23 protein-coding genes are annotated in these 19,566 nt (G+C 69.7%); 14 read left to right on the top strand and 9 right to left on the bottom strand.

Annotated features, from left to right (window positions below):
* Positions 1–68 precede the first annotated feature (68 nt).
* From PV646_RS20935 to PV646_RS20920, 4 genes are read left to right on the top strand one after another with little or no spacing between them, the layout of a single operon-like run.
* The gene (locus PV646_RS20935) at positions 69–2,108 is read left to right on the top strand and encodes an NAD(+) synthase (RefSeq protein ID WP_500343850.1); all 2,040 of its coding nucleotides are present in this window, start codon (positions 69–71) and stop codon (positions 2,106–2,108) included.
* Entirely contained in the window at positions 2,105–3,031 is a 927-nt protein-coding gene (locus tag PV646_RS20930) for an NAD(P)H-binding protein (protein ID WP_500343849.1), read from the top strand. Before PV646_RS20935 ends, PV646_RS20930 begins: the two co-directional genes overlap by 4 nt.
* Before the next feature lie 34 nt (positions 3,032–3,065).
* The gene (locus tag PV646_RS20925) at positions 3,066–3,515 is read left to right on the top strand and encodes an NUDIX hydrolase (RefSeq protein ID WP_500343848.1); all 450 of its coding nucleotides are present in this window, start codon (positions 3,066–3,068) and stop codon (positions 3,513–3,515) included.
* A complete protein-coding gene (locus PV646_RS20920; protein ID WP_500343847.1) occupies positions 3,515–4,012 on the top strand; it encodes a hypothetical protein in 498 nt (165 codons plus the stop codon). Before PV646_RS20925 ends, PV646_RS20920 begins: the two co-directional genes overlap by 1 nt.
* A gap of 6 nt (positions 4,013–4,018) precedes the next feature.
* Here PV646_RS20920 and PV646_RS20915 read toward each other — a convergent pair whose 3' ends face one another.
* Positions 4,019–6,217 carry a peptidase domain-containing ABC transporter gene (locus PV646_RS20915; RefSeq protein ID WP_500343846.1) on the bottom strand — a complete coding sequence of 733 codons (2,199 nt, stop codon included), beginning with the start codon at positions 6,215–6,217 and terminating at the stop codon, positions 4,019–4,021.
* A gap of 238 nt (positions 6,218–6,455) precedes the next feature.
* Between PV646_RS20915 and PV646_RS20910 the strand changes: the two genes are divergently transcribed.
* The 3 genes from PV646_RS20910 to PV646_RS20900 are packed head-to-tail and all read left to right on the top strand — an operon-like array spanning position 6,456 to position 8,823.
* Positions 6,456–7,256 (top strand): alpha/beta fold hydrolase, encoded by an 801-nt coding sequence (locus PV646_RS20910; protein WP_500343845.1) that lies wholly within the window; start codon positions 6,456–6,458, stop codon positions 7,254–7,256.
* Positions 7,256–8,464 (top strand): PP2C family protein-serine/threonine phosphatase, encoded by a 1,209-nt coding sequence (locus PV646_RS20905; protein ID WP_500343844.1) that lies wholly within the window; start codon positions 7,256–7,258, stop codon positions 8,462–8,464. The genes PV646_RS20910 and PV646_RS20905 overlap by 1 nt, the downstream gene beginning before the upstream one ends.
* Positions 8,461–8,823: an STAS domain-containing protein gene (locus PV646_RS20900; protein ID WP_500343843.1), complete on the top strand. Its 363-nt coding sequence runs from the start codon at positions 8,461–8,463 to the stop codon at positions 8,821–8,823. The genes PV646_RS20905 and PV646_RS20900 overlap by 4 nt, the downstream gene beginning before the upstream one ends.
* Before the next feature lie 5 nt (positions 8,824–8,828).
* Here PV646_RS20900 and PV646_RS20895 read toward each other — a convergent pair whose 3' ends face one another.
* The 3 genes from PV646_RS20895 to PV646_RS20885 form a co-directional block, all read right to left on the bottom strand.
* Positions 8,829–9,260: an ATP-binding protein gene (locus tag PV646_RS20895; protein ID WP_500343842.1), complete on the bottom strand. Its 432-nt coding sequence runs from the start codon at positions 9,258–9,260 to the stop codon at positions 8,829–8,831.
* Between the two features lie 239 nt (positions 9,261–9,499).
* Positions 9,500–9,703, bottom strand: a complete 204-nt coding sequence (locus PV646_RS20890; protein WP_500343841.1) for a cold-shock protein — start codon at positions 9,701–9,703, stop codon at positions 9,500–9,502.
* Positions 9,700–9,981, bottom strand: coding sequence for a hypothetical protein (locus PV646_RS20885; protein WP_500343840.1), 282 nt, complete (start codon positions 9,979–9,981; stop codon positions 9,700–9,702). Before PV646_RS20885 ends, PV646_RS20890 begins: the two co-directional genes overlap by 4 nt.
* 1,316 nt (positions 9,982–11,297) lie before the next feature.
* On the opposite strand from PV646_RS20885, the gene PV646_RS20880 reads away from it, so the two are divergent.
* Both PV646_RS20880 and PV646_RS20875 read left to right on the top strand, forming a co-directional pair.
* A complete protein-coding gene (locus tag PV646_RS20880; protein WP_500343839.1) occupies positions 11,298–11,450 on the top strand; it encodes an RGCVC family protein in 153 nt (50 codons plus the stop codon).
* A 145-nt stretch (positions 11,451–11,595) separates the two neighbouring features.
* Complete coding sequence (locus PV646_RS20875; protein WP_500343838.1) at positions 11,596–11,895, top strand: hypothetical protein; 300 nt, start codon at positions 11,596–11,598, stop codon at positions 11,893–11,895.
* Positions 11,896–12,396: 501 nt separating this feature from the next.
* Here PV646_RS20875 and PV646_RS20870 read toward each other — a convergent pair.
* Genes PV646_RS20870 through PV646_RS20860 form a run of 3 tightly spaced genes read right to left on the bottom strand, consistent with a single transcriptional unit; the run spans position 12,397 to position 14,952 of the window.
* Positions 12,397–12,813 carry a hypothetical protein gene (locus PV646_RS20870; protein WP_500343837.1) on the bottom strand — a complete coding sequence of 139 codons (417 nt, stop codon included), beginning with the start codon at positions 12,811–12,813 and terminating at the stop codon, positions 12,397–12,399.
* Positions 12,814–12,832: 19 nt separating this feature from the next.
* The gene (locus tag PV646_RS20865) at positions 12,833–13,873 is read right to left on the bottom strand and encodes a fatty acid desaturase family protein (protein ID WP_500343836.1); all 1,041 of its coding nucleotides are present in this window, start codon (positions 13,871–13,873) and stop codon (positions 12,833–12,835) included.
* Positions 13,870–14,952 carry an AI-2E family transporter gene (locus tag PV646_RS20860; protein WP_500343835.1) on the bottom strand — a complete coding sequence of 361 codons (1,083 nt, stop codon included), beginning with the start codon at positions 14,950–14,952 and terminating at the stop codon, positions 13,870–13,872. Before PV646_RS20860 ends, PV646_RS20865 begins: the two co-directional genes overlap by 4 nt.
* A 309-nt stretch (positions 14,953–15,261) precedes the next feature.
* On the opposite strand from PV646_RS20860, the gene PV646_RS20855 reads away from it, so the two are divergent.
* Complete coding sequence (locus PV646_RS20855) at positions 15,262–15,438, top strand: CsbD family protein (protein ID WP_500343834.1); 177 nt, start codon at positions 15,262–15,264, stop codon at positions 15,436–15,438.
* 54 nt (positions 15,439–15,492) lie between these two features.
* Here PV646_RS20855 and PV646_RS20850 read toward each other — a convergent pair whose 3' ends face one another.
* On the bottom strand, positions 15,493–15,756 hold the full coding sequence (locus PV646_RS20850; protein ID WP_500343833.1) for a hypothetical protein: 264 nt from the start codon (positions 15,754–15,756) through the stop codon (positions 15,493–15,495).
* 188 nt (positions 15,757–15,944) lie between these two features.
* Between PV646_RS20850 and PV646_RS20845 the strand changes: the two genes are divergently transcribed.
* The 4 genes from PV646_RS20845 to PV646_RS20830 all read left to right on the top strand — a co-directional run bounded on the left by PV646_RS20845 (position 15,945) and on the right by PV646_RS20830 (position 18,223).
* Positions 15,945–16,460 (top strand): STAS domain-containing protein, encoded by a 516-nt coding sequence (locus PV646_RS20845; protein ID WP_500343832.1) that lies wholly within the window; start codon positions 15,945–15,947, stop codon positions 16,458–16,460.
* Between the two features lie 208 nt (positions 16,461–16,668).
* The gene (locus tag PV646_RS20840) at positions 16,669–17,208 is read left to right on the top strand and encodes a DUF5994 family protein (RefSeq protein ID WP_500343831.1); all 540 of its coding nucleotides are present in this window, start codon (positions 16,669–16,671) and stop codon (positions 17,206–17,208) included.
* Positions 17,205–17,360 carry a DUF6307 family protein gene (locus tag PV646_RS20835; RefSeq protein WP_500343830.1) on the top strand — a complete coding sequence of 52 codons (156 nt, stop codon included), beginning with the start codon at positions 17,205–17,207 and terminating at the stop codon, positions 17,358–17,360. The genes PV646_RS20840 and PV646_RS20835 overlap by 4 nt, the downstream gene beginning before the upstream one ends.
* Positions 17,357–18,223: a transglutaminase-like domain-containing protein gene (locus tag PV646_RS20830; RefSeq protein ID WP_500343829.1), complete on the top strand. Its 867-nt coding sequence runs from the start codon at positions 17,357–17,359 to the stop codon at positions 18,221–18,223. The genes PV646_RS20835 and PV646_RS20830 overlap by 4 nt, the downstream gene beginning before the upstream one ends.
* A gap of 2 nt (positions 18,224–18,225) precedes the next feature.
* Here PV646_RS20830 and PV646_RS20825 read toward each other — a convergent pair whose 3' ends face one another.
* Entirely contained in the window at positions 18,226–19,506 is a 1,281-nt protein-coding gene (locus PV646_RS20825; protein WP_500343828.1) for a glycosyltransferase, read from the bottom strand.
* Between the last annotated feature and the right edge of the window lie 60 nt (positions 19,507–19,566).

Here is a 19,566-nt window from a genome sequence, read left to right as displayed (position 1 = left end):
GGGCCGGCGGCTGCACGCGACGGCCCTCCTCTTTCCGTTGCACCGCGCCGAACGGGGAGCCGAACCACATGGAACGCAACGAACCAGATCCCACCGGCCACGACCTCGGCTACCTGCGCCTGGCCGCGGTGTCGCCGTCGGTGCGGGTGGCCGACGTCGCCCACAACACGCGCGCCACGATCGAGGCGCTGGAGCGGGTCGCCGCTCGCGGCTGCCGGCTGGTCGTGTTCCCCGAACTCGGGCTCACCGGGTACACGTGCGCCGACCTGTTCCACCAGGAGGTGCTGCTGGGCGCCGCGGAGCAGGGACTGCGGGAGGTGCTCCGAGCGGGCCGGCGGCTGGGCGTCGCGGCGATCGTCGGTCTCCCGGTCCGGGCGGGCGGACGCCTCTACAACTGCGCCGCCCTCGTGTCCGGCGGCCGACTCGTCGGCGTCGTGCCCAAGGTCTGCCTGCCCACCGCGGGGGAGTACCACGAGCAGCGCTGGTTCACCTCCGGAGTGCTGCGGACGCAGGACGAGGTGGAGATCGCGGGCAACCAGGCACCGTTCGGCGAGGACCTGGTGTTCACGGCCCGCAACCTGCCGGGGTGCACGATCGGCGTCGAGATCTGCGAGGACCTGTGGACGCCGCAGCCGGCGAGCGGCCGGTTGGCGCTCGGCGGCGCGACGGTCCTGGCCAACCCCTCGGCGAGCAACGAACTGGCCGGCAAGGCCCGCCGCCGCCGTGACCTGGTCCGCGAACAGGCCTCACGGTGTGTGGCCGCCTACGTCTACGCCGCGGCCGGTCCGGGCGAATCCTCGACCGACACCGTGTTCGGCGGCCACTCGATGATCGTCGAGAACGGCGTCACCCTGGCCGAGTCACGCCGGTTCGGCTTCGAGACCGAGCAGATCGTGACCGATGTCGACCTCCAGCACCTCGGCGGTGAGCGAACGCGGACCCCGGGGTTCTCCTCCTCGACCGGCGGGCCGCTGCGCAGGGTCGAGTTCCCCCTGCCGCGGCCCGATTCCGACGGTCCCGCCGCCGGTGCGCTGAGACCGGTGCCGTCACGAACGCCGTTCGTCCCGGAGGACCCCGAGGATCGGGCGGAGCACTGCTTCGAGGCGTTCACGATCCAGACCACGGCGCTGTGCACGCGGCTGCGGCACCTGGCCGCGCAGCGATCCGGCCGCGCCGGGCCGGTGGTGAGCATCGGCCTGTCCGGTGGCCTCGACTCGACCCTGGCCCTGCTGGTCGCGGTGAACTCCTTCGACCGGCTGGGCGTCGACCGGCGGGGCATCGTCGCGGTCACGATGCCCGGCCCCGGTACGACCCGCCGGACGCGGGGCAACGCCGAGACGCTGGCCGGGCTCCTGGGCGTCACGTGCGAGGTGATCCCGATCAAGGAGTCGACCGAGCATCACCTCGGTGCGATCGGGCACTCCGGACGCCACGACGCGACGTTCCAGAACGCGCAGGCGCGGGAGCGGACCCGGGTGCTGATGGACGTCGCCGGTCTGCACGGTGGTTTCAACCTCGGCACCGGAGACCTCACCGAACTGGCGTTGGGCTACTGCACGTTCAACGGCGACCAGATGTCGATGTACCACGTCAACGCCGGAGTGCCGAAAACGCTCGTGCGGCGGCTGGTGGAGTGGTGTGCGGACACCCTGTTCGACGAGGAGACCGCGGCGGTCCTGCGCGACATCTGCGCCACGCCGAGCACCGCGGAGCTGTTGCCGCCGACCGCGGACGGACGATCCTCGCAGAACACGGAGGAGATCGTCGGCCCCGACGAACTCCAGGACTTCTTCGTGTTCCACACGGTGCGCTCGGGGTTCTCCCCGACGAAGGTGTTCCGGCTCGCGGAGCGGGCGTTCGACGGCCGGTACGCACCCGAGCAGATCCTGAAGTGGATGGGGATCTTCTACTACGCCTTCTTCACCAGCCAGTTCAAGCGGTCGGCGATGCCGGACGGACCGAAGGTCACGGCGGTCGGGCTGTCCCCCAGGGCGGACTGGCGCATGCCGAGCGACGCGGTCTCGACGCTGTGGCTGCGCGAGATCGCGGACCTGCGAGCGTTGTCCGGCGAGGAACGCGTCGACGACCCCGCTCAGGTGGCGGTGTGAGCGGGCGGACGTTGCTGGTGGCAGGAGCGAACGGGCGCCTCGGGCGTCGAGTGGTCGAGCTGCTGCGGGCCGGCGGGACGGACCAGGTCGTGGCTACGACGCGCTCGCTGGAGCGTGCCGCCGACCTCGTGCGCGGTGGCGTCGAGGTCCGCTTCGCCGACTTCGACCTGCCCGACTCCCTGGAGCGCGCGTTCGCCGGTGTCGATCGCCTGCTGCTCATCAGCACCGGTTCCGATCCGACCCGCCGGCGCCGGCTCGCGCGGCACCGGGCCGTGATCGCGGCGGCACAACGCTGCGGCGTCGCGCACGTGGTCTACACGTCGATCAGCTCGCCCAGGCCGACGCCGGAGCCGTCGCTGTTCGACGACCACTGGCAGACCGAGCAGTGCCTCGCGGACAGCGCGCTCGACTGGACCGTGCTGCGCAACAACCTCTACGCCGACCAGTTCTTCGACACCCTTCCCGCGGTGCTCGTGTTCGGGAGGCTGACCACCATCGCCCCGGCCGCACCGGTCGGCTACGTCCTCCGGGACGACTGCGCGCGAGCCGCCGCGGCGGCGCTGTCGGCCGAGGCCGGCGGGCGCAGGGTGCTCGACATCACCGGCGGCGCGGCGATCGACCGGCAGACCATCGCGACGGTCGCGGGCGAGGTGTGCGGCCGGGAGGTCGTCGCCGTGACGACGGAACCGGTGGTGCTGCGGCGAAACCTGCTCAGGCTGGGCCTGTGGGAACACGTGGCCGACTCCCTGGTCGACATCGAACTGGCGGTGGCCGAGGGCCGGCACGCGGTCGTGAGCACCGACTTCGAGGACCTGACCGGGGAGCGGCCCCGAGGTGTGCTCGACGCGCTCCACGAGAACCTGCCGGCGCTCCTTGTCGCGTGTGCGTCGCTGCGGCGCCGCACGATCCCCGCCGGGCCATGACGTGCTGACCTTCGGCGAGCGGGGAGATCGCCTCGTGCACCTGGAGCGCGTCGATGAGGACGCCGATGCCGAGCGCTTCGGGCGGATCACGCTCGCGCTCGTCCTGCTGGGCGTCCCCGGCGGGGTGGTGCTCGTGCACAACCGCCGGCGCGACTGCTGGGAGTTGCCAGGGGGCCTGCGGGACGCGGGCGAGTCGCCGGCCGGGTGCGCGAGCCGCGAACTGCGGGAGGAGACGGGGATCGCTGCCGCCGCCGTGCGCCTCGTCGCGGTGATGATCTTGGACCTCCAGCCTTCACCCCGCAGTCCGTTCCGCCGCGAGGAGTGCGGCGCGGTCTTCCGTGCCGAGCACCCCGCGGTGCCCGTCCCGTTCGAGTCACCGGAGATCTCGGCCGTGATCGCGCGACCCGCCCACCGCCTGCCCGCGCGGACGGGGGAGTTGGACGAGCACCTGGTCCGCGAGCTGTGGTCCGGCACGGAGCGGTGATGCTGGAACTCGACGGCCTGATGCCCACGCAGTCCGGTTTCCGCCTGCCGTCGGCGACGCGGCGAGCGATGACGGCGCACGTGCGGAGGGGTGGCGACTTTCGTGAGGTGCGCTCGCCCTCAGGCCTGCCAGCCCCGATCGTCGTCGACCGGTTTCCCGACGGGCGTCAGTTCGTGCGGGACGGGCTGCACCGGGTGACGGCGGTCCTCCTCGGGCGCGAGGAGCCTCGGCTGTGGCCGGGGGAGTACCGGATCTGCGACAGGACCTATCCGATGTACACGATCGCGGACGTGGCCGATTCCTGGTTCACGCCGTTCGACCCGCGCACGGAGGTCCGGCTGCCCGACGTCGCGGAGTTCAAGGCCAGGGTCGCCGCCATCCTCGCCGAGGGCAGCGATCCGCACCCGTTCATCCGGTCGAACCGGTGGCGGTACTGCCGGGCTCGCCGGCCGGCCGACACGTTCGAGTCGCTCGCCCGCCGCTGGCTGGTCACGTGACACCGATCAGGCGCTCACCTCGTCGACGGGGTCGGTCGTGCCGAGTCGTCCACGCCGCAACGGCAGGGTGCGCTCGGCCATCCGCAGCGTCTCCTGGCGGTGGGCGACCAGGATCTTGATCATGGGCAACGCCCGCAGGTTCTCGAACACCCGACCCTCGTTGAGGGGGTCGAGGTTGCTGGTCGCCTCGTCGAGGACCAGGACGTCCGGTCGTTTGTAGAGCGCCCTGGCCAGGAGTATCCGCTGGCGCTGGCCGCCGGACAGCGTGGAGCCCATGTCGCCGCACGGCGTGTCGAAACCCAGTGGCATCCGCTCGACGTCCTCGGCGATGCACGCGATCTCGGCGCACCGCCGCATGTGCACGAGGTCCGGCGCGGAGTCCGCGAAGCAGATGTTCTCCTTGATCGTGCCGCCGAGCAGCTGATCGTCCTGCATGACCGCACCGAGACGGCCGCGGTACCACCGCCGGTCCTCGTCGGACAGCTCTTCGCCGTTGACGACGATCCGGCCGCGGGTGGGCGTCAGGAGTCCGACCAGCACGCGGATGAGCGTGCTCTTGCCGGCGCCGGAGCTGCCGGAGATCGCGAGCGTCTCGCCCCGCTCGACCTTGAACGAGCACGCCACCAGGACCGGGCTGTCGAGCGGGGAGTAGCCGAAGCCGAGGTCACGCAGTTCCAGCGACTCGATCTGGCCACGACCGCGCCCACGGCCTGGGTCCGGCACCGGCTCCGGCTTCGCGCAGATGACGTCTGCCAGTTGGTCGAGGTGCGGTCGCAGCAACGCCACCTCGGCCAGCTTGTCGACCAGCGCGTACGACCGGCTCTGGAACAGCACCTTGAAGCCGTAGAACGAGAAGAGCATGCCGAGGCTCCACTGCCCGCCGATCACCATGGCGGAGCCGAAGCCGATCGAGGCGATGTTCTCCACGCCGGCGATCAGGACCCTGGCGGACGTGCTGAGCGCGACCAGGCGCTGCACCCGCGCTTCGCGGTTGGAGGACTTGACGAGGTAGTTCGACCACGCGGACAGCCTGAACGGCTCGGCCACGAACATCTTGACGGCCTGGATGCCCTTGATGGTCTCGTGCAGGTATGCCTGCTGACCGATGTTGTGCTGCAGCAGCTCGGTCTCGGCATCGAGCTGCCGGAGCGCGACCAGACGCCGGATGACGGCGTACAGCACGAACGCGCCGGCCGGGATCAGCGCGAGACGGGCGTCGTAGACGAAGAGGATCACGACGGTGATCAGCCCCATCGCACCGTCCACGATGGACTCGATGGCCCCGGCCGACAGCCTGGTCTGAATCTCCCGGACGCTGCGGAACCGGGAGATGACGTCGCTGATGTACCGCGCCTGGAAGAACGACATCGGCAACGTCAGCAGCGTGGCGTAGGCACGGGCCAGCCAGTGCTCGGTGAAGCGCAGCCCCAACCTGCTGAGCAGGAGCGACCGCGCCAGGGTGAGCACCCCGTGGACCACGACGACAGCGCCGAAACCGGCCGCGAGCACCGGCAGCACGCCCATGTCTCCGACGCGGACCACCCTGTCGATGACCGTCTGCAGGTAGAACGGGGCGACCAGCGCCGCCGCCTCGACGAGGCACGCGGCGAGGAACACGGCCAGCATGACCCCGCGGATGGCCCGCAACGGCGACAGGAGAGCGCGGAACCCGAACCTGGTCTGGGTCGGGAGCGGCTGCCAGGAAGCCGGGGCCCGGAGTTCCAGCGCGACCCCGGTGAAGTGCTTCGAGACCTCCGCGAGCGGTACCCGCCGCGATCCGGCCGCGGGGTCGACGACGTGCGCGTACCGGCGGTCGGCGGATTCCAGGACCACGAAATGATTCATGTCCCAGTGAAGGATGCACGGCACCGCGAGTTGCCGGAGCTGCCCGAGTTCGGCCTTGACGGCGCGCGGCGCCATGTCCAGCGCGGACCCCATCGCCACCAGGTCCGCGACGGTGGTGCCGCGAACCGAGATCGGGAACCTCTCCCGAAGCCCCTGGAGCGTGACCTCGCTGCCGTGCCACCGCAGCACCATGGTCAAGCAGGCCAGGCCGCAGTCGGTCGCCTCGGTCTGGTGGACGACCGGCACCTTGCGCCGTTGCCGGAGCGCGGTGCGCAGGAACCGGTGGCGCGGCTCGCCCAGGTGCCACTCGGCGCGATGCCGCAACGCCTCGGCGCGGAAGAGGTTCTGGAGCGAGATCATCGATGAGGTACCGGGTCGGTGGGGCAGGCGCCGCAGAGCGCGGCGGCGTCCTCGGATCGCACCAACCTCGGCATCGGCTCCTCCTTCATCCCAGACACGCTCGGGGCGCCGGCTTCGGAGCCTATGGACGGGCGCCGAGCCGCGCGTGGAGAAGGATTGGAGGTCTCGTGAACCACGCTCCTGCGGTACCCCGGTTCGAGACCGGTCCCACCGCCGGTGGAGGTGGCAGGATCACCTGGTGGACGTCGTCAGCAGGAACAACGTGGTCGTGACCGGCAACGAGTCCGGGCCGGTGGTTCTGCTGGCGCACGGCTTCGGCTGCGACCAGAACCTGTGGAGACTGGTCGTGCCCCTGCTGGCCGACAGGTACCGGGTGGTGTTGTTCGACCACGTCGGGGCCGGGCGGTCGGACGTGGCGGCGTGGACAGCGGAGCGTTACGGCAGCCTCGACGCGTACGCCGATGACCTGCTGACGCTGTGCCGCGAACTGGAGCTGCGCGATGTCGTGCTGGTCGGGCATTCGGTCAGCGCGATGATCGCGGTTCTCGCGGCCAACCGGGAGCCGGAGCGGTTCGCGAAGCTGGTGCTGCTGACGCCGTCACCGCGCTATGTGGACGATGGTGACTACCGGGGTGGGTTCAGCCGCGAGGACGTCGACGAGCTGCTCGCCGCGCTGGAGGCCAACTACCTGGGCTGGTCGGCGGTGATGGCGCCGGTGATCATGGACAACCCCGGTCGCCCGGAGCTCGGGGAGGAGCTGACGAACAGCTTCTGCCGGACCGATCCGGTGATCGCGCGGGTGTTCGCCCGCGCGACGTTCCTGTCGGACAACAGGCGTGATCTGGCGGAGGTCACCGTGCCGACGCTGGTGGTCCAGTGCGCCCGGGACGCCATCGCGCCGCGGGAGGTGGGGCAGTTCGTCCACGACCAGGTCCGGGGGAGTGAGCTCGTGACTCTGGACGCGGTCGGGCACTGTCCGCAGCTCAGTGCACCCGAGGCGACCGCCGCGGCGATCGCGGACTTCGCCGGGAGTCGATGATGAGCGGGTCCGGCGACATCGAGCCGGACGTCTCGGCCTTGCTCGAGGACAGCGTCGAGGACCTCTACGACAACGCGCCGTGCGGGTACGTGTCGACGTTGCTCGACGGGACCATCGCGAAGATCAACGCGACGCTGCTGCGCTGGCTCGGTCGCGAGCGGGACGCGGTGGTGGGCCGCATGAGCTTCTCGGACCTGCTCACCGTGGGTGGACGGATCTACTACGAGACGCACTTCGCTCCGCTGGTGCAGATGCAGGGCGAGCTCGGTGGCGTCGCGCTGGAGCTCAAGACCGCCGAGGGCACGCGGTTGCCGGTGTTGCTGACGTCGAAGGTCAAGTCCGATGCCGGCGGCAAGGCGCAGCTGATCCGGACCACGGTGTTCGACGCGCGCGACCGCCGCCGGTACGAGGAGGAGCTGCTCCGGGCACGCGAACAGGCGGAGCGTGAACGGGACCGGGCGCAGCGGCTCGCGAGGACGTTGCAGCAGACCCTGCTGCCCCCGGTCCTGCCCGCGGTTCCCGGGATGCAGGCCGCCGCCTACTACCACCCGGCGTCACTCGACCAGGTCGGCGGTGACTTCTACGACCTGTTCCCGTTGCCCGGCGGCAAGTGGGGTTTCTTCCTCGGGGACGTGTCCGGCAAGGGGGAGAACGCGGCCGTGGTGACCTCGCTGATCCGGTACACGTTGCGCGGGGCGGCGGTCTACGACCCCGATCCCGTGAGTGTGCTCGACCACCTCAACACCGTGCTCTACCAGGCGTCCGAAGGCATGTACCCGCGGTTCTGCACGGTCATCTGCGGCAGCGTCCGTCCCGACGGCGACGGCGCCGTGATGACGCTGGCGGGTGGCGGTCACACACCGGCCTTGGTGTTCAGGGCGGACAGGACGTCGTCGTTGCTGCACCTGCGCGGCGGGCAGCTCGTCGGCGCGCTGCCCGAGGCACGTTTCGCGGTCGCGGAGATCCGTCTGGGGCCGGGTGACGCCATCCTCCTCTACACCGACGGCCTGACCGAGGCGCGGACCGGCGTGGGCAGCTGGTACAGCGAGGAGGATCTCCGGGACGAGCTCAGCGGCTTGGCGCCGGCGACCGCACCGGGCGTGGTCGAGGCGGTGAGCCGGTTGCTGGAACACCTGGGTGACGGTGTCGAGGACGACACGGCCCTGCTGGCGTTGAGCGTCCCCGTCCGGGAAGGTGATGACGCGTGAGCGAGGACGTCTTCTCGGTGACCGTGCGCGTGGTCGCGGACGGTGTGGTCCTCGCCGTCCGAGGTGATCTCGACGCGCACACCACGCCCGAGCTCCTCGAGAGGATCGGTGACCTCTCCCTGCACAGCGGACAGCTGTTCGTGGTGGACCTGTCCGGTCTGCTCTTCTGCGATTCCAGCGGGATTTCGGCGTTCATCGCCGCCCGGAACCACGCGCTGTCCGCACGCGCGGACATCGTCCTGGTCGCCGTGCCGCGCCAGGTCCTCCGCGTTCTGGGCATGATCGGCCTGGAGGCCCTCTTCACGGTGCGCCCCAGCGTGGAGCACGCGTTCTCGGACCGGCGTGCCGGAGGCGGCTGAGGCGGTCAGGACACCGTTGCGCACGGCAGGACGGCCCACACCGACTTGCCCGCCAGGCGCTGGACCACGCCCCACCGTTCGGACAGCTGCTCGACGATTACGAGTCCGCGGCTGCGCGCCGAGTCGGGCGTGGAAGGGTGCAACCGGGGCAGTACGGGTGAGGAGTCCTCGGCGACGATGCCGACGACGCAGGGCTCTGCCGACCTGCGCAGCTTGACGCGTGCGGGAAACCGGGCGTGGTCGAACACGTTCGACGTGAGTTCGGAGACGACGAGGAGCACGTCGACGAGATCGTCCTCGATCAGGTCGCACAGCACCGATCGGGCCCATCGGCGCACCTTCGCGATGTCGGGAACATCGCTGACGAGCTCGAAGGTGCTCCAGCCGTCACCGTCACCGGCATCGGTCGCGGCAGGGCCCTGTTCCACTGGTGTCACACCCAGGAGGTACCTCGGCTGAATCGGTCAAAACCCCTGCGGCGAGGGCGCGTCGTGCCGGGAGGTGGTGGACGACGGCGGCCCATGCTCCCGACGTGGCCCTGGCGCGGTTCAACGGGCCTTTGCCCACTCTGTCCGAAGTGGACGAGTTCGGGGGCTCGGACGGCCCCGTCTGGTCTTGTGGACCGGACGAGGCGGGCCACTGGGCAGTGGCCCGCCTCGTCGACTCTCTTCTCCTGTCAGAGAAGGCGGACCGACCTGGCCTGCGGCCCCCGGTCGCCCTGCTGGATCTCGAACTCCACCGTCTGGTTCTCCGGTATGCCCTGGTAGGCGTACTCCTGGACCTCGGAGTGGTGCACGAAGACATCGGGTCCGCCACCGTCAGGGGCGATGAAACCGAACCCTTTGCTGCCGTTGAACCACTTCACGGTTCCCTGAGTCATCGGCGTGCTCCTTCGGTGGTCCGGTTCACGCCGAGCGCCTCCGGGAAAGTCGTGGCGATCGGTTCGTTTCGCATCGGATGCGAGGCAAGCGGTGCGAGGCCGGACAGGCCCAGCATCTCGAGCAGGTCGCGGCAGTCCTGCGCGTCGTGGCAGTGCTCCGCGACGCGATGCGCCGCTTGTCGTTGCTGAACGGCCGCCGCTTCGTCGGCGGCGAGTCGTGCTTCGGCGAAGTCGGCTGCGGCACCGTTCGGCCCGCCGATCTGCCTGGTTCGTGTCATGCGAGCACCCGCTCACTCGGCGTGGTGCGAACGATTCGGAAGGGCGAGAGGAGGAACTGGCGATCCGGCGGCAAGCCGGTGCTCCGATCTCCGGCCGGGCGCGACGGCGCCGGGTCGAGTTGGATCAGGGCCCGCGGCGGCTGGATGCCGGTGACTGGAACCCCAACTGCCGATGACAGTACTCCGTGCGGAACCGGACCGCTGCCCGCCGGTTCCCCGCGCCACACCTCGGGTGGCCACCACCCTCGGGGACGGTCACCCAGGACCCCGGCGTGGAGTGCGGCTCCCGCCGTCCCTGGGGAGGTCCGGCACGGTCACGGCGTCACCAACGCTTTGCCTGCGCCGCAACCGATGTCGGCGGGTGAGAAGTCGTGTGCTGTGCCGCGCGCCGACGACGGTGGTTCAGTGCTCCGAAGGAACGCGAGGTGAGGGCACCGGCTCCCGGAACAGGTTCGTCCACACCGGCCGGTCGGAGTCGGTCGGGTCGGACTGCGTGTGCGGTCGGTGGGTCTCAGGGTGGCTGAACAGGTCGTTCGCCGAAGACAGGGTCACTTGGTTCTTTCCGTTCGATGGTGGAGGAGATCTGAATCTCCGAAAGGAGAATTCAGGGCGCGGAACGCGGCCGCCTCCCGGTTGACGGTACACCTTCGCCACCCGTGCGGGCGGTTGTTTCGCTGAACTCCCGGTTCGAGCCGGATTCACGCGGAGCGATCCTCCCGGGCGTGGTCTGATGTGCACGATCTTCGGTGGCTGCCTGATCCGAACCTCGGTGCGCTCGATCCGGAGACGTGTAGTGTTGATCCTGCACGTCGGCTCCACTTCTTCTCCTGTCCGGTCCGCCGTCAGTCGCGGGCAACTCGGACCTCTTCTTCGCGCCGCAACGACGGCAGCGAGGCACAACCGGCGCGGGCACCCCGAATGCTCCGCGTCGGTGGTGCTTTGATGGTGGTGGACATCTCTGTGCGCCGCCACCTCAGACCTGCGTGGCGGGTCGTTCGTGCTCCTGTGGCTGCTTTCCTGACTGTCCACAGTGCACTGTTTTGTACGGGGAGGGGTCTGACGCGGAGGATGTCGATGGCGCTCCAGTCAACTGTCCTCAAAGGACTGAACTCCGCTGGTTGCCCGATGCGCGTAGACTGGTAATCACCGAGGGTAGGTCTGCAGCAGCGGTCGAGCTGGTGCCGCCTCGGGCGCGTCACGAGACCCGGCCGTCCGGCTGGGGGTGGGAGCGTCGGTCCGACCTCGGAACCGCTCCGCGGCCTTGGTCTCCGTCGCCCGCTGCTCTTTCTGCAACACCGTTCATCGGAGTTCCCCGCATGACCACGTCCGAGACGCTGACCACCGACATCGAAGCCGAACGCGCCTGCGCCGTCTGCCCTCACCTGTGGGCGGAGCACGACCCCATTGGTGTGCGGTACTGCACCGCCACCGCGGCCACCGCGTTGCCCCGAGGGTGTATCTGCTCCTGACGGTCGCCACCGTGCTGACCACGAGCGGCTCACCCTGCGTTCGTGGCAGCTCCAGGACGCATCGGCGGCACCGGAGGTGTACGGACACGCCGAAGTGACGCGCTGGTCGAGCCCCGAGAGGGACCAGGTCCGGAACCAGGCGGCGATGAGGCTGCTGGTGCAGCAGTGGATCGCGGAAAGCGCGAGGCTGCCCGCGCCGGCGGGCCGCTGGGCGATCCAGCGCCGCTGCTTGGACGCCTGGGCGTTCAGCCAGGACGTGAACGAGGTGTTCGCCATCGTCCGGCCGGGCAACACCCGAGCGGCTGCCACCGCGCGCAACAACGGAATGCACCGGGTCGGCGAGACCACGAAGTACTTCGGCATCCAACTCCAGGTGTTCCGCCTCCGCGTCGCGGACCCGGACTCGGCCGCATCCGCATCACTCGAACCGCCGGAACGCGACTGACCACGTCGGCACCGAACGCACTCGCGCCGGCGCGCCTGGCCTCACCAGGCGTCCGTTCTCTCACCGGTCGAGCCCTGTTGATCAGTAGGGTCGTAGCTTGGACTTCTGGACGTGCGGTAGTGGTGACGAACCGTGCAGCAGATGACTCGATCGAGACGGCCGAGCGGGTGTTGATCTGGACGACACGGCGGGTAGGCCGGATGGCTTCTCCGGGCACAATCGCAGGCGTGAACGAGGGCACCTCGTCGGCTGTTCGCTGATCTCCCCGGCACAACCGGCGTGCAGGACATCATGTTCGCGGTGCGTTCGCAGCGGACGATGGCCCGCGAGGGCCGGACGGCCAGTTCCTTCGCCTGCTCGGCAGCCGGGGATTCCTCTGTCGAAGGCGCACAGCGGTGATGCCGGGACTCGCCGCCGTTCTCGGCCCGACCGGCAGCGCAGCGCTGTGGTTGCGCCGTCCTGCGGCCTGTCGGTGCCGCGCTCCCCACGCCCGGTGACCGTTCACGGTGCCGGAGGCCGGCCCGCCTTCCCGGGCTGACCGCCCTCGGGGCCGGGCGGTGACGACCGCAGCGCCCGGTTGCTGCGCGGCTCCGTTCGGGTCTTGGCGTCGTCGACCTGGCGCATCAGCTCGTCGCGGACCTCGTTGAGTGCGGCGGGCAACTCCTGCTCCGACGAGGTCGCGATCAGGTGCTGCCGGTGCGCGCTGCTGAGCCAGCACTGCAGCGTCACCCGTTGGTCGACACCCTCCCGGTCCTTCACCGCGATCTCCAGGTCCACCTGGTCGTCCCGGTACGAACGAAGGCGGGAACCCAGAGCGGACAGCCGCTCGACGACCCAGTCGCGTTCGGACGCGTGGAAACCGGTGGCGAGGTGCAGGCGCTGATCGATCACGGACGCGTCTGCGGACAGGGCGTTCATCGGAGTCTCCTCGTGCCGGTCATCGTGCTGTGCCGCGCAGCGGGGCGCCTGCGTCGTGCAGATGGCGCAGAACTTCGGCGTACGAACGAATCATGGTCGTCTTGCTGTAGGGGATTCCGTGCTGCTCGCAGAACCTCTCGACGACGGGTTGCGCGTGGCGCAGGTTGGGACGGGGCATGTGCGGGTAGAGGTGGTGCTCGATCTGGTGGTTGAGTCCGCCGAGCAGGGCGTCGACCCAGCGGCCGCCCGTGACGTTGCGGGAGGTGAGCACCTGTTTGTGGAGGTGGTCCAGGCGTTGTTCGCCGGTGATGATCGGCATTCCCTTGTGGTTGGGCGCGAACGAGCAGCCGAGGTAGACGCCCATCAGCCCTTGGTGCACCGCGATGAACACAACGGCCTTGAGCGGGGAGAGGACCACGAAGACCGCCACCAGGTAGGCCACCAGCGGCACGATCTGGAGCGCTGCCTCGCGCCACGGGTTGCGCAGTTCCCTGCGGCACAGGGCGACGATGCCGGAGATTCGCAGCACGGCGGCTTCGGCGAGCAGCAGCGGGAAGAACAGGAACGCCTGGCGTTTGGTGATCCAGGCGTTCAGGCCGTGTTTGCTCCTGGCCTGTGCGCGGCTGAACGCGAGGGCGTGGATCTCGATGTCGGGGTCGTGGTCCTCGTGGTTGGGGTTGGCGTGGTGGCGGTTGTGCTTGGCGACCCACCACTGATAGCTGATTCCGGTGAGGCTGCCGTGCAGGTGGCCGACCACGTCGTTGTTGCGGTGGCTGCGGAAGATCTGCCGGTGCCCGGCGTCGTGACCGATGAACGCCAGCTGCGTCGAGGCCACGGCCAGGGCCACGGCGAGCAGCACCTGCCACCAGGAATCGCCGAGCAGCGCGAACGTGACCGCGATCGCGCCGAGCAGGGCACCGTTGATCGCCATGCGCAGCGCGTAGTACCCGCGGCGGCGGTCCAGCAGGCCCGCGGCTTTGAGTTCTCTGGTCAGACGAGCGAAATCACTGCCGCGGGGACGGTCGGCCGTCTCCGTCAGCACGTCGTGGGTCGAGGTCATCTACCTGCTCCGGGTTCGGTGTCGCTTTCGGTGTCCAGTCCGGGTTCGTCCGGTCCGGACTCTTCGGGTTCGCTGGTGTGCACGTCGGCGGGTGCCACGTGCTCGTCGGCCTCGCTCAGCAGCGAGCGGATCGCGGAGTTGAGCACCGCCAGCAGCGGTACCGCGAGCAACGCGCCGGCGATGCCCGCGACGAGGAGTCCGCTCGCGATGGCCAGCACCACGGCCAAGGGGTGCAGCTTCACCGCACGCCCCAGCAGGAACGGTTGCAGGACATGGCTTTCCAGTTGGTTCACCGCGATGACGATGATCAGCAGGATCGCCGCCGTCACCGGGCCGTTCGCGACCAGTGCGATGAGGACCGCCACGCCGCCCGCCACCACCGCTCCGAAGATCGGAACGAACGCGCCGATGAACACCAGCGCTGCCAACGGAACCGCCAGCGGCACACCGAGCACCGCCAGCCCGATGCCGATGCCGAGCGCGTCGACCACGGCGACCGCTCCGGTCGCGCGGACGTAGCTGACCAGTGCGGCGAGGCTGCGCCTGCCCGCGACGTCCACCCTGCGGCGGGAGCCGTCGGGGACGACGCGGATGAGGAACTGCCAGATTCGCGGGCCGTCGTAGAGGAAGAAGGCGAGTGCGAACAACACGAGCACCATCTCGACGAGGGTCGCGCCGACCGTCGCGGCCGTGGTGATCGCACTCGACGTGATGCCGGACTGGTTTTCCTGCAACGTCTTCACGAACCTGTCGGCGAACTCGCGCAACTGCGTCTCGCTGAGGTGCAGCGGACCGTTGACGAGCCAGCCGGACACGGTGTCGACGCTGCGGACGAGTTGCGCCGCCAGGTCCGGCGCGCCGTTGACGAACGTCGTCACGACGAACGTGAGCAGCCCGCCGAGCACGACGAGGCCACCGACGAGCACGACGACCGTCGCGAGACCTCGCGGAAACCTTTTCGACATGAGGAAACCGACCGCCGGTGCGAGCAACGCCGCCAGCAGCAAGGCGATCGCGAGCGGCACGACCAGTGATGCCAGCCGGCCGAAGATGACACCGATGACGTAGAGCGAGGCCACCACGACGAGGAAGCGCCAGCCCAGAGCCGCACTGACGCGCAGTACTGGGGGAATCGCGGTGCGCGTGGACGATGGGTGTCCGCGGTCGGTGCTGACGACGGCTGTACCTCCGGTGTCGGTCGCCGACGCCGGGGTCTGGGGTCATCGGTGAGAACGGCGGTGTGCCCGCACGCCTCCGCCCTGGGATTCCCCGTCATCTGGACCACAAACCCGGCCGGCCTGCGGCGAGTTCGGCGGTTGGAGTGCGCGGCAGGGGGCACCCGGCGACCGACGGCCCATCTGAGATTCGGGTGGGGAGGAAGGAAGACCATGGGCACCGACGACAAGTTCGACGCCAAGGCCGACCAGTTCAAGGGCAAGGTCAAGGAAGGCGTGGGCGACGCGACCGACGACCAGGGGCTGGAGAACGAGGGCAAGATGGACCAGGCGAAGGGCGGCCTCAAGGAGTCGGCGGAGAAGGTCAAGGACGCGTTCAAGAAGAGCTGACGGTCTTTGATCTCGACGGGAGCGTGCGCCCCCGGTGCACGCCCCCGCCGGCGGTCAGCCGAGCACGTCGATGGCGGCCAGACCACCCAGCAGCAGCGCCACGCTCACGACCGCGCCGAGCCCAGCGCCGGCAGCCGAGCCGTCCGGGCGATCATCCACCCCCAGGACACCCAGCAGCACCGCGCCCGCCTGGCCTGCCCCGAGCAGCACGGCCGGCACCACCGCGAGGACGACGAGCAGCCCCGCCGCCACGACGGCACCTGAGCGGATCCTCCGCGTGATCAGGGGCGGAACCTCGTCCGGTCGTTCGTCGTTCACCGATTTGTCGATGACCCGGCGCTACTCCACAACCACCCGGCCGCTGCGGTGACCATCCATTGTGGATCTTCGCTGCGGCAGGCCGGTGACGTCACCCGTGGGAGCTACCACCTGCGGTGCTCAGAGGTGTAGCGTCTGATGGACATGCCCTGGACCCGGTGTCGCGTCAGTCGACGAGGGAAGTTCCCATGGTGCAGATCGATCTCGTAGGGTCGGTCGGTGGACAGTCCGATCCGCTGAGCCGGAGCCCTTCCGAACTTCTCACGACCACCGTGTCGACCACGCCTTCGGCGGCCGTCGTGGTCGCCGTGAGCGGTGAGGTGGACATGACCAACTCCGCGGCGCTTCGTGATGAGATCACCGCGCAGTTGCGGTTCACCCGCCACCTGGTCGTCGACCTCGCCGCGGTGACCTTCCTCTGCGCCGCCGGACTCACCGCCCTGGTAGCCGTGAACGAAGCCGCGCGACGGACGGGCGCGAAGCTGTGCGTCGTCGCGCGAACCCGGCAGGTGCGGCTGCCTCTGATGACCACCGGGCTGTCGGGCGTCCTGGACCTGCACCTGGAGGTCGGTGAGGCGTTGGCGTGTGAGACCGCCGCCCCGCCGGTGTCACCGGCGCCCGCGAAGGATTCACCGCACCCGCCGCAACCGCGTCGGCACCGCGACGACCGCAGTTCCACCCGATGTGCGGCCGAGGGGCGATAGCGCGAAGGCGTGGCACCCGGCACCCCGATTGTCTGTCCTTAATGGACTTTCTGCCGGTGGAAATGACATGGGGCGAAATCGGTGGGGGACCGGAAAAGAGAGTAGTGTCAATGTTGTCGAGAAGCTCTTGTACCTGTGCGGTCAAGCTCAGGTCGTGCTCGGCGAAACCTGAACCGGCCGTTCTTCGGCCGGAGACGGGAGTTCCGGCATGACGTCGGCTCCGCATCAGTCCATCGCCCCTCCGGCCGCCACGGCCGGCGAGCAGCCTCGGTATCAGCCGCGTGTGCGGTTGCGGCCGAAGGCGCTCACCGCGGGGTATGTCGACGGTGCGTGGTGGCCGCGTTCCCGGGACCTCGCCGCCGAACTGCCGGCGCTGCTCGCGGTGCTGGCAGTTCGGCTGGGTGAGATCCCGCGGGTGAGCTACAACCTGACGGAGTGGGAGACCGCGCCACGTCAGATCGCCGCCGACGGTGTCCGGGTCCGCCTCAGCGGGTTCTGGTCCAGGCCGGCCCACACCGTCGACCTGATCGCGGGAGACCGGCGCCGCCTCACACTGCTCGTCGTTCCGCCGGGCGCGGACCCGTCCGCAGCCCATCACACGATGATGCGTGCCGCCCGGCGTGACAACACCGACACTGTCGAGGACCTGATCCGCGCAGGGGTCGAGGACACCACGAAGTCCACAGTGGACCGATGGGATGACGAGGGCGGCCACACATCTGATCACGCGACGAGAGAAGCCGTATGACCGAACCGACTTTCACGTCCGCCTACGACCGCCGGCTCGAGATGGTGGAGGACGTGCTGACCGGCCGCACCGAGCTCCGCGGCGAGGCCGCACGGGAACTGGCCGTGCACGTGCTGCACGCGCTCGACCACATCCCGGAGAGGGTGCGGTGACCTCACCCCAGAGCGGTGGCGAGGCACAACCGGCCCGGGGCACTCGGCTGCTCCGCGTCGGTTGTTCGTTCACCTATCGCGCCGAAGTGCCCACGCCGGCGGTGTTCATGGTGAGACCTGACCGGCAGGACCGGGTGCGGGTGAGCGGTGAGAACCTGTTCACCGAGCCCGACGTGCCCGTGCGGGACCACTTCGACGTGTACGGCAACTGGCTCGCGCGCCTCGTGTTGCCACCTGGGCTGTCCACGGTGAACTACGCCGCGTGGGCGGACGTGCCCGACCGCGTCGAGGACGTCGACGAGTCCGCACCGGAGCGGTGGCCCGACGACCTTCCCGGTGACGTGCTGCTGTACACGTTGCCCAGCCGGTACTGCGTGTCCGACGTGCTGGGAGACGAGGCCTGGTCGAGGTTCGGCGCGCATCCGCCGGGATATCGCAGGGTGCAGGCGATCTGCCGGCACGTCCACGAGTCGCTGGAGTTCGGTTACGGCACCTCCACGGCGTTGTCCACCGCCGCCGACGTGAGGGCTTCGGGGCTGGGGGTCTGCCGCGACTTCACGCACCTGGCGATCTCGTTCTGCCGCGCCCTCAACATCCCCGCCCGTTACGTCTTCGGCTACCTGCCCGAACTGGACGTGCCGCCGGACGGTGCCCCGATGGACTTCGCGGCGTGGATGGAGGTCTGGCTGGGGGACCGCTGGTGGACCTTCGACCCGCGCAACGGCGTGCCGCGCAAGGGCAGGGTGGTGGTCGGCCGTGGCCGGGACGCCGCGGACGTCGCCATGGTCACCACGTTCGGAGGCCCCGTGCTGGAGTCCATGGTCGTTCATGCCGAGGAGGACATGGCCCCCGCGTGGCGGTGAGCTCACGCCCGAGCTGACCCTGTTCGGGCGCGCGAGGACAGCGACCTGCCGACGGGTGCCGTCCGGTCGGTGCTCGCCGCCGCATAGGTGCGCACCAGGTCGGAGGCGACCCGATGCCACGAGTACCGCGCGTGTGCCCTGTCATGCCCTGCGGCGCTCAGCAGTTCCCGGTACGTGCCGTCGGCGAGCAGGGCCCTCAACGCCTTGGTGGTCGCCTCCGGTCTGTCCCGCGGGACCAGCACGCCGGTCAGACCGTCCACCACGACGTCGACGAGACCGCCGACCGCGGTGGCGAGAACGGGAGTGCCGCAGGCCATCGCCTCCAGCGCCACCCCGGCGGACGACTGCTGCTTCGGTGTGCACGCCACCACGTCAGCCGACCGCAGCAGCGCGGGCAACTCCACGTAGGGCACGTGGCCCGCGAACACCACACGATCGCTGACGCCTGCCGAACGGGCCAGCGCGAGCAATCTCTTCGTCTCCGGATCACCGTGGACGTCCCCGTGGGCGCCGCCGCCGGCGATCACCAGCTCCACACCATCCACAGTGGACAGAAGGCGGATGAGGTCGGCGAACCCCTTGCGTGGCAGGAGCCTGCCCACCGCGACGATCCTGCGCGGACGATGCCGACCGGAGGTCGCCCGTCCCGCCGAGAACAGGTCGAGATCGACTCCGGTGGGCACCACCACGAGCTTCGACCTGTCCACACCCATTCCCATCACCGCGCGGGCTTCCGCCGACGAGGTCGCGACCACGCGGGTGGCCTCGTGACCGACGAGCCGCTCCACCATGCGGCGTTTGGTCGAGTCGGAATCTGTCGCGCGGTGGTCCTGCGGCTGCGCCACACCCAGCGAGTGGTACGTCTGCACGACAGGCACCCGGTTCCTCCGGACGCTGAGCACGGCCGCGATGCCGGACAGCCAACCGTGGGCGTGCACGACATCAGGACGGTGTTCGTTCCAGGCGAGCTCGAGGAATTGGACGAAGTCTCCCGCGTGGGCGAGCACTTCCTCCGGCCCGAGCTTCGACGCGGGACCTGCCGGCACGTGCACGACGTCGTAGCCGTGAGGGGTGTGTACGCGCTGTGGAACGTGGGGGTGGTCGCGCCGCGTGTAGACGATGACCCGGTGACCGAGAGCTGACAACGCGGCGGCGAGTCCGGCCACGTGGCGGCTCCGGCTCCCGGCTGCGTTCAAGCCCGGTTCGGCCAGCGGACTGGCCCCCTCGGAGACGAGCGCGATCCTCTTGCGCGTGACCGTGATCGACTCGGTGCTGACGCCCACGACGTTCTCCTCACGACGAGGTGACGAGACCGCGGGTCTGGGCGGTTGGTGCTCACCGGC

The organism is Streptomyces sp. ID05-26A, assembly GCF_033794685.1.
Lineage (GTDB): Bacteria > Actinomycetota > Actinomycetes > Mycobacteriales > Pseudonocardiaceae > Lentzea.
The sequence above is the reverse complement of the archived record's forward strand: the minus strand, read 5'-3'. Positions and strand labels throughout refer to the sequence as shown.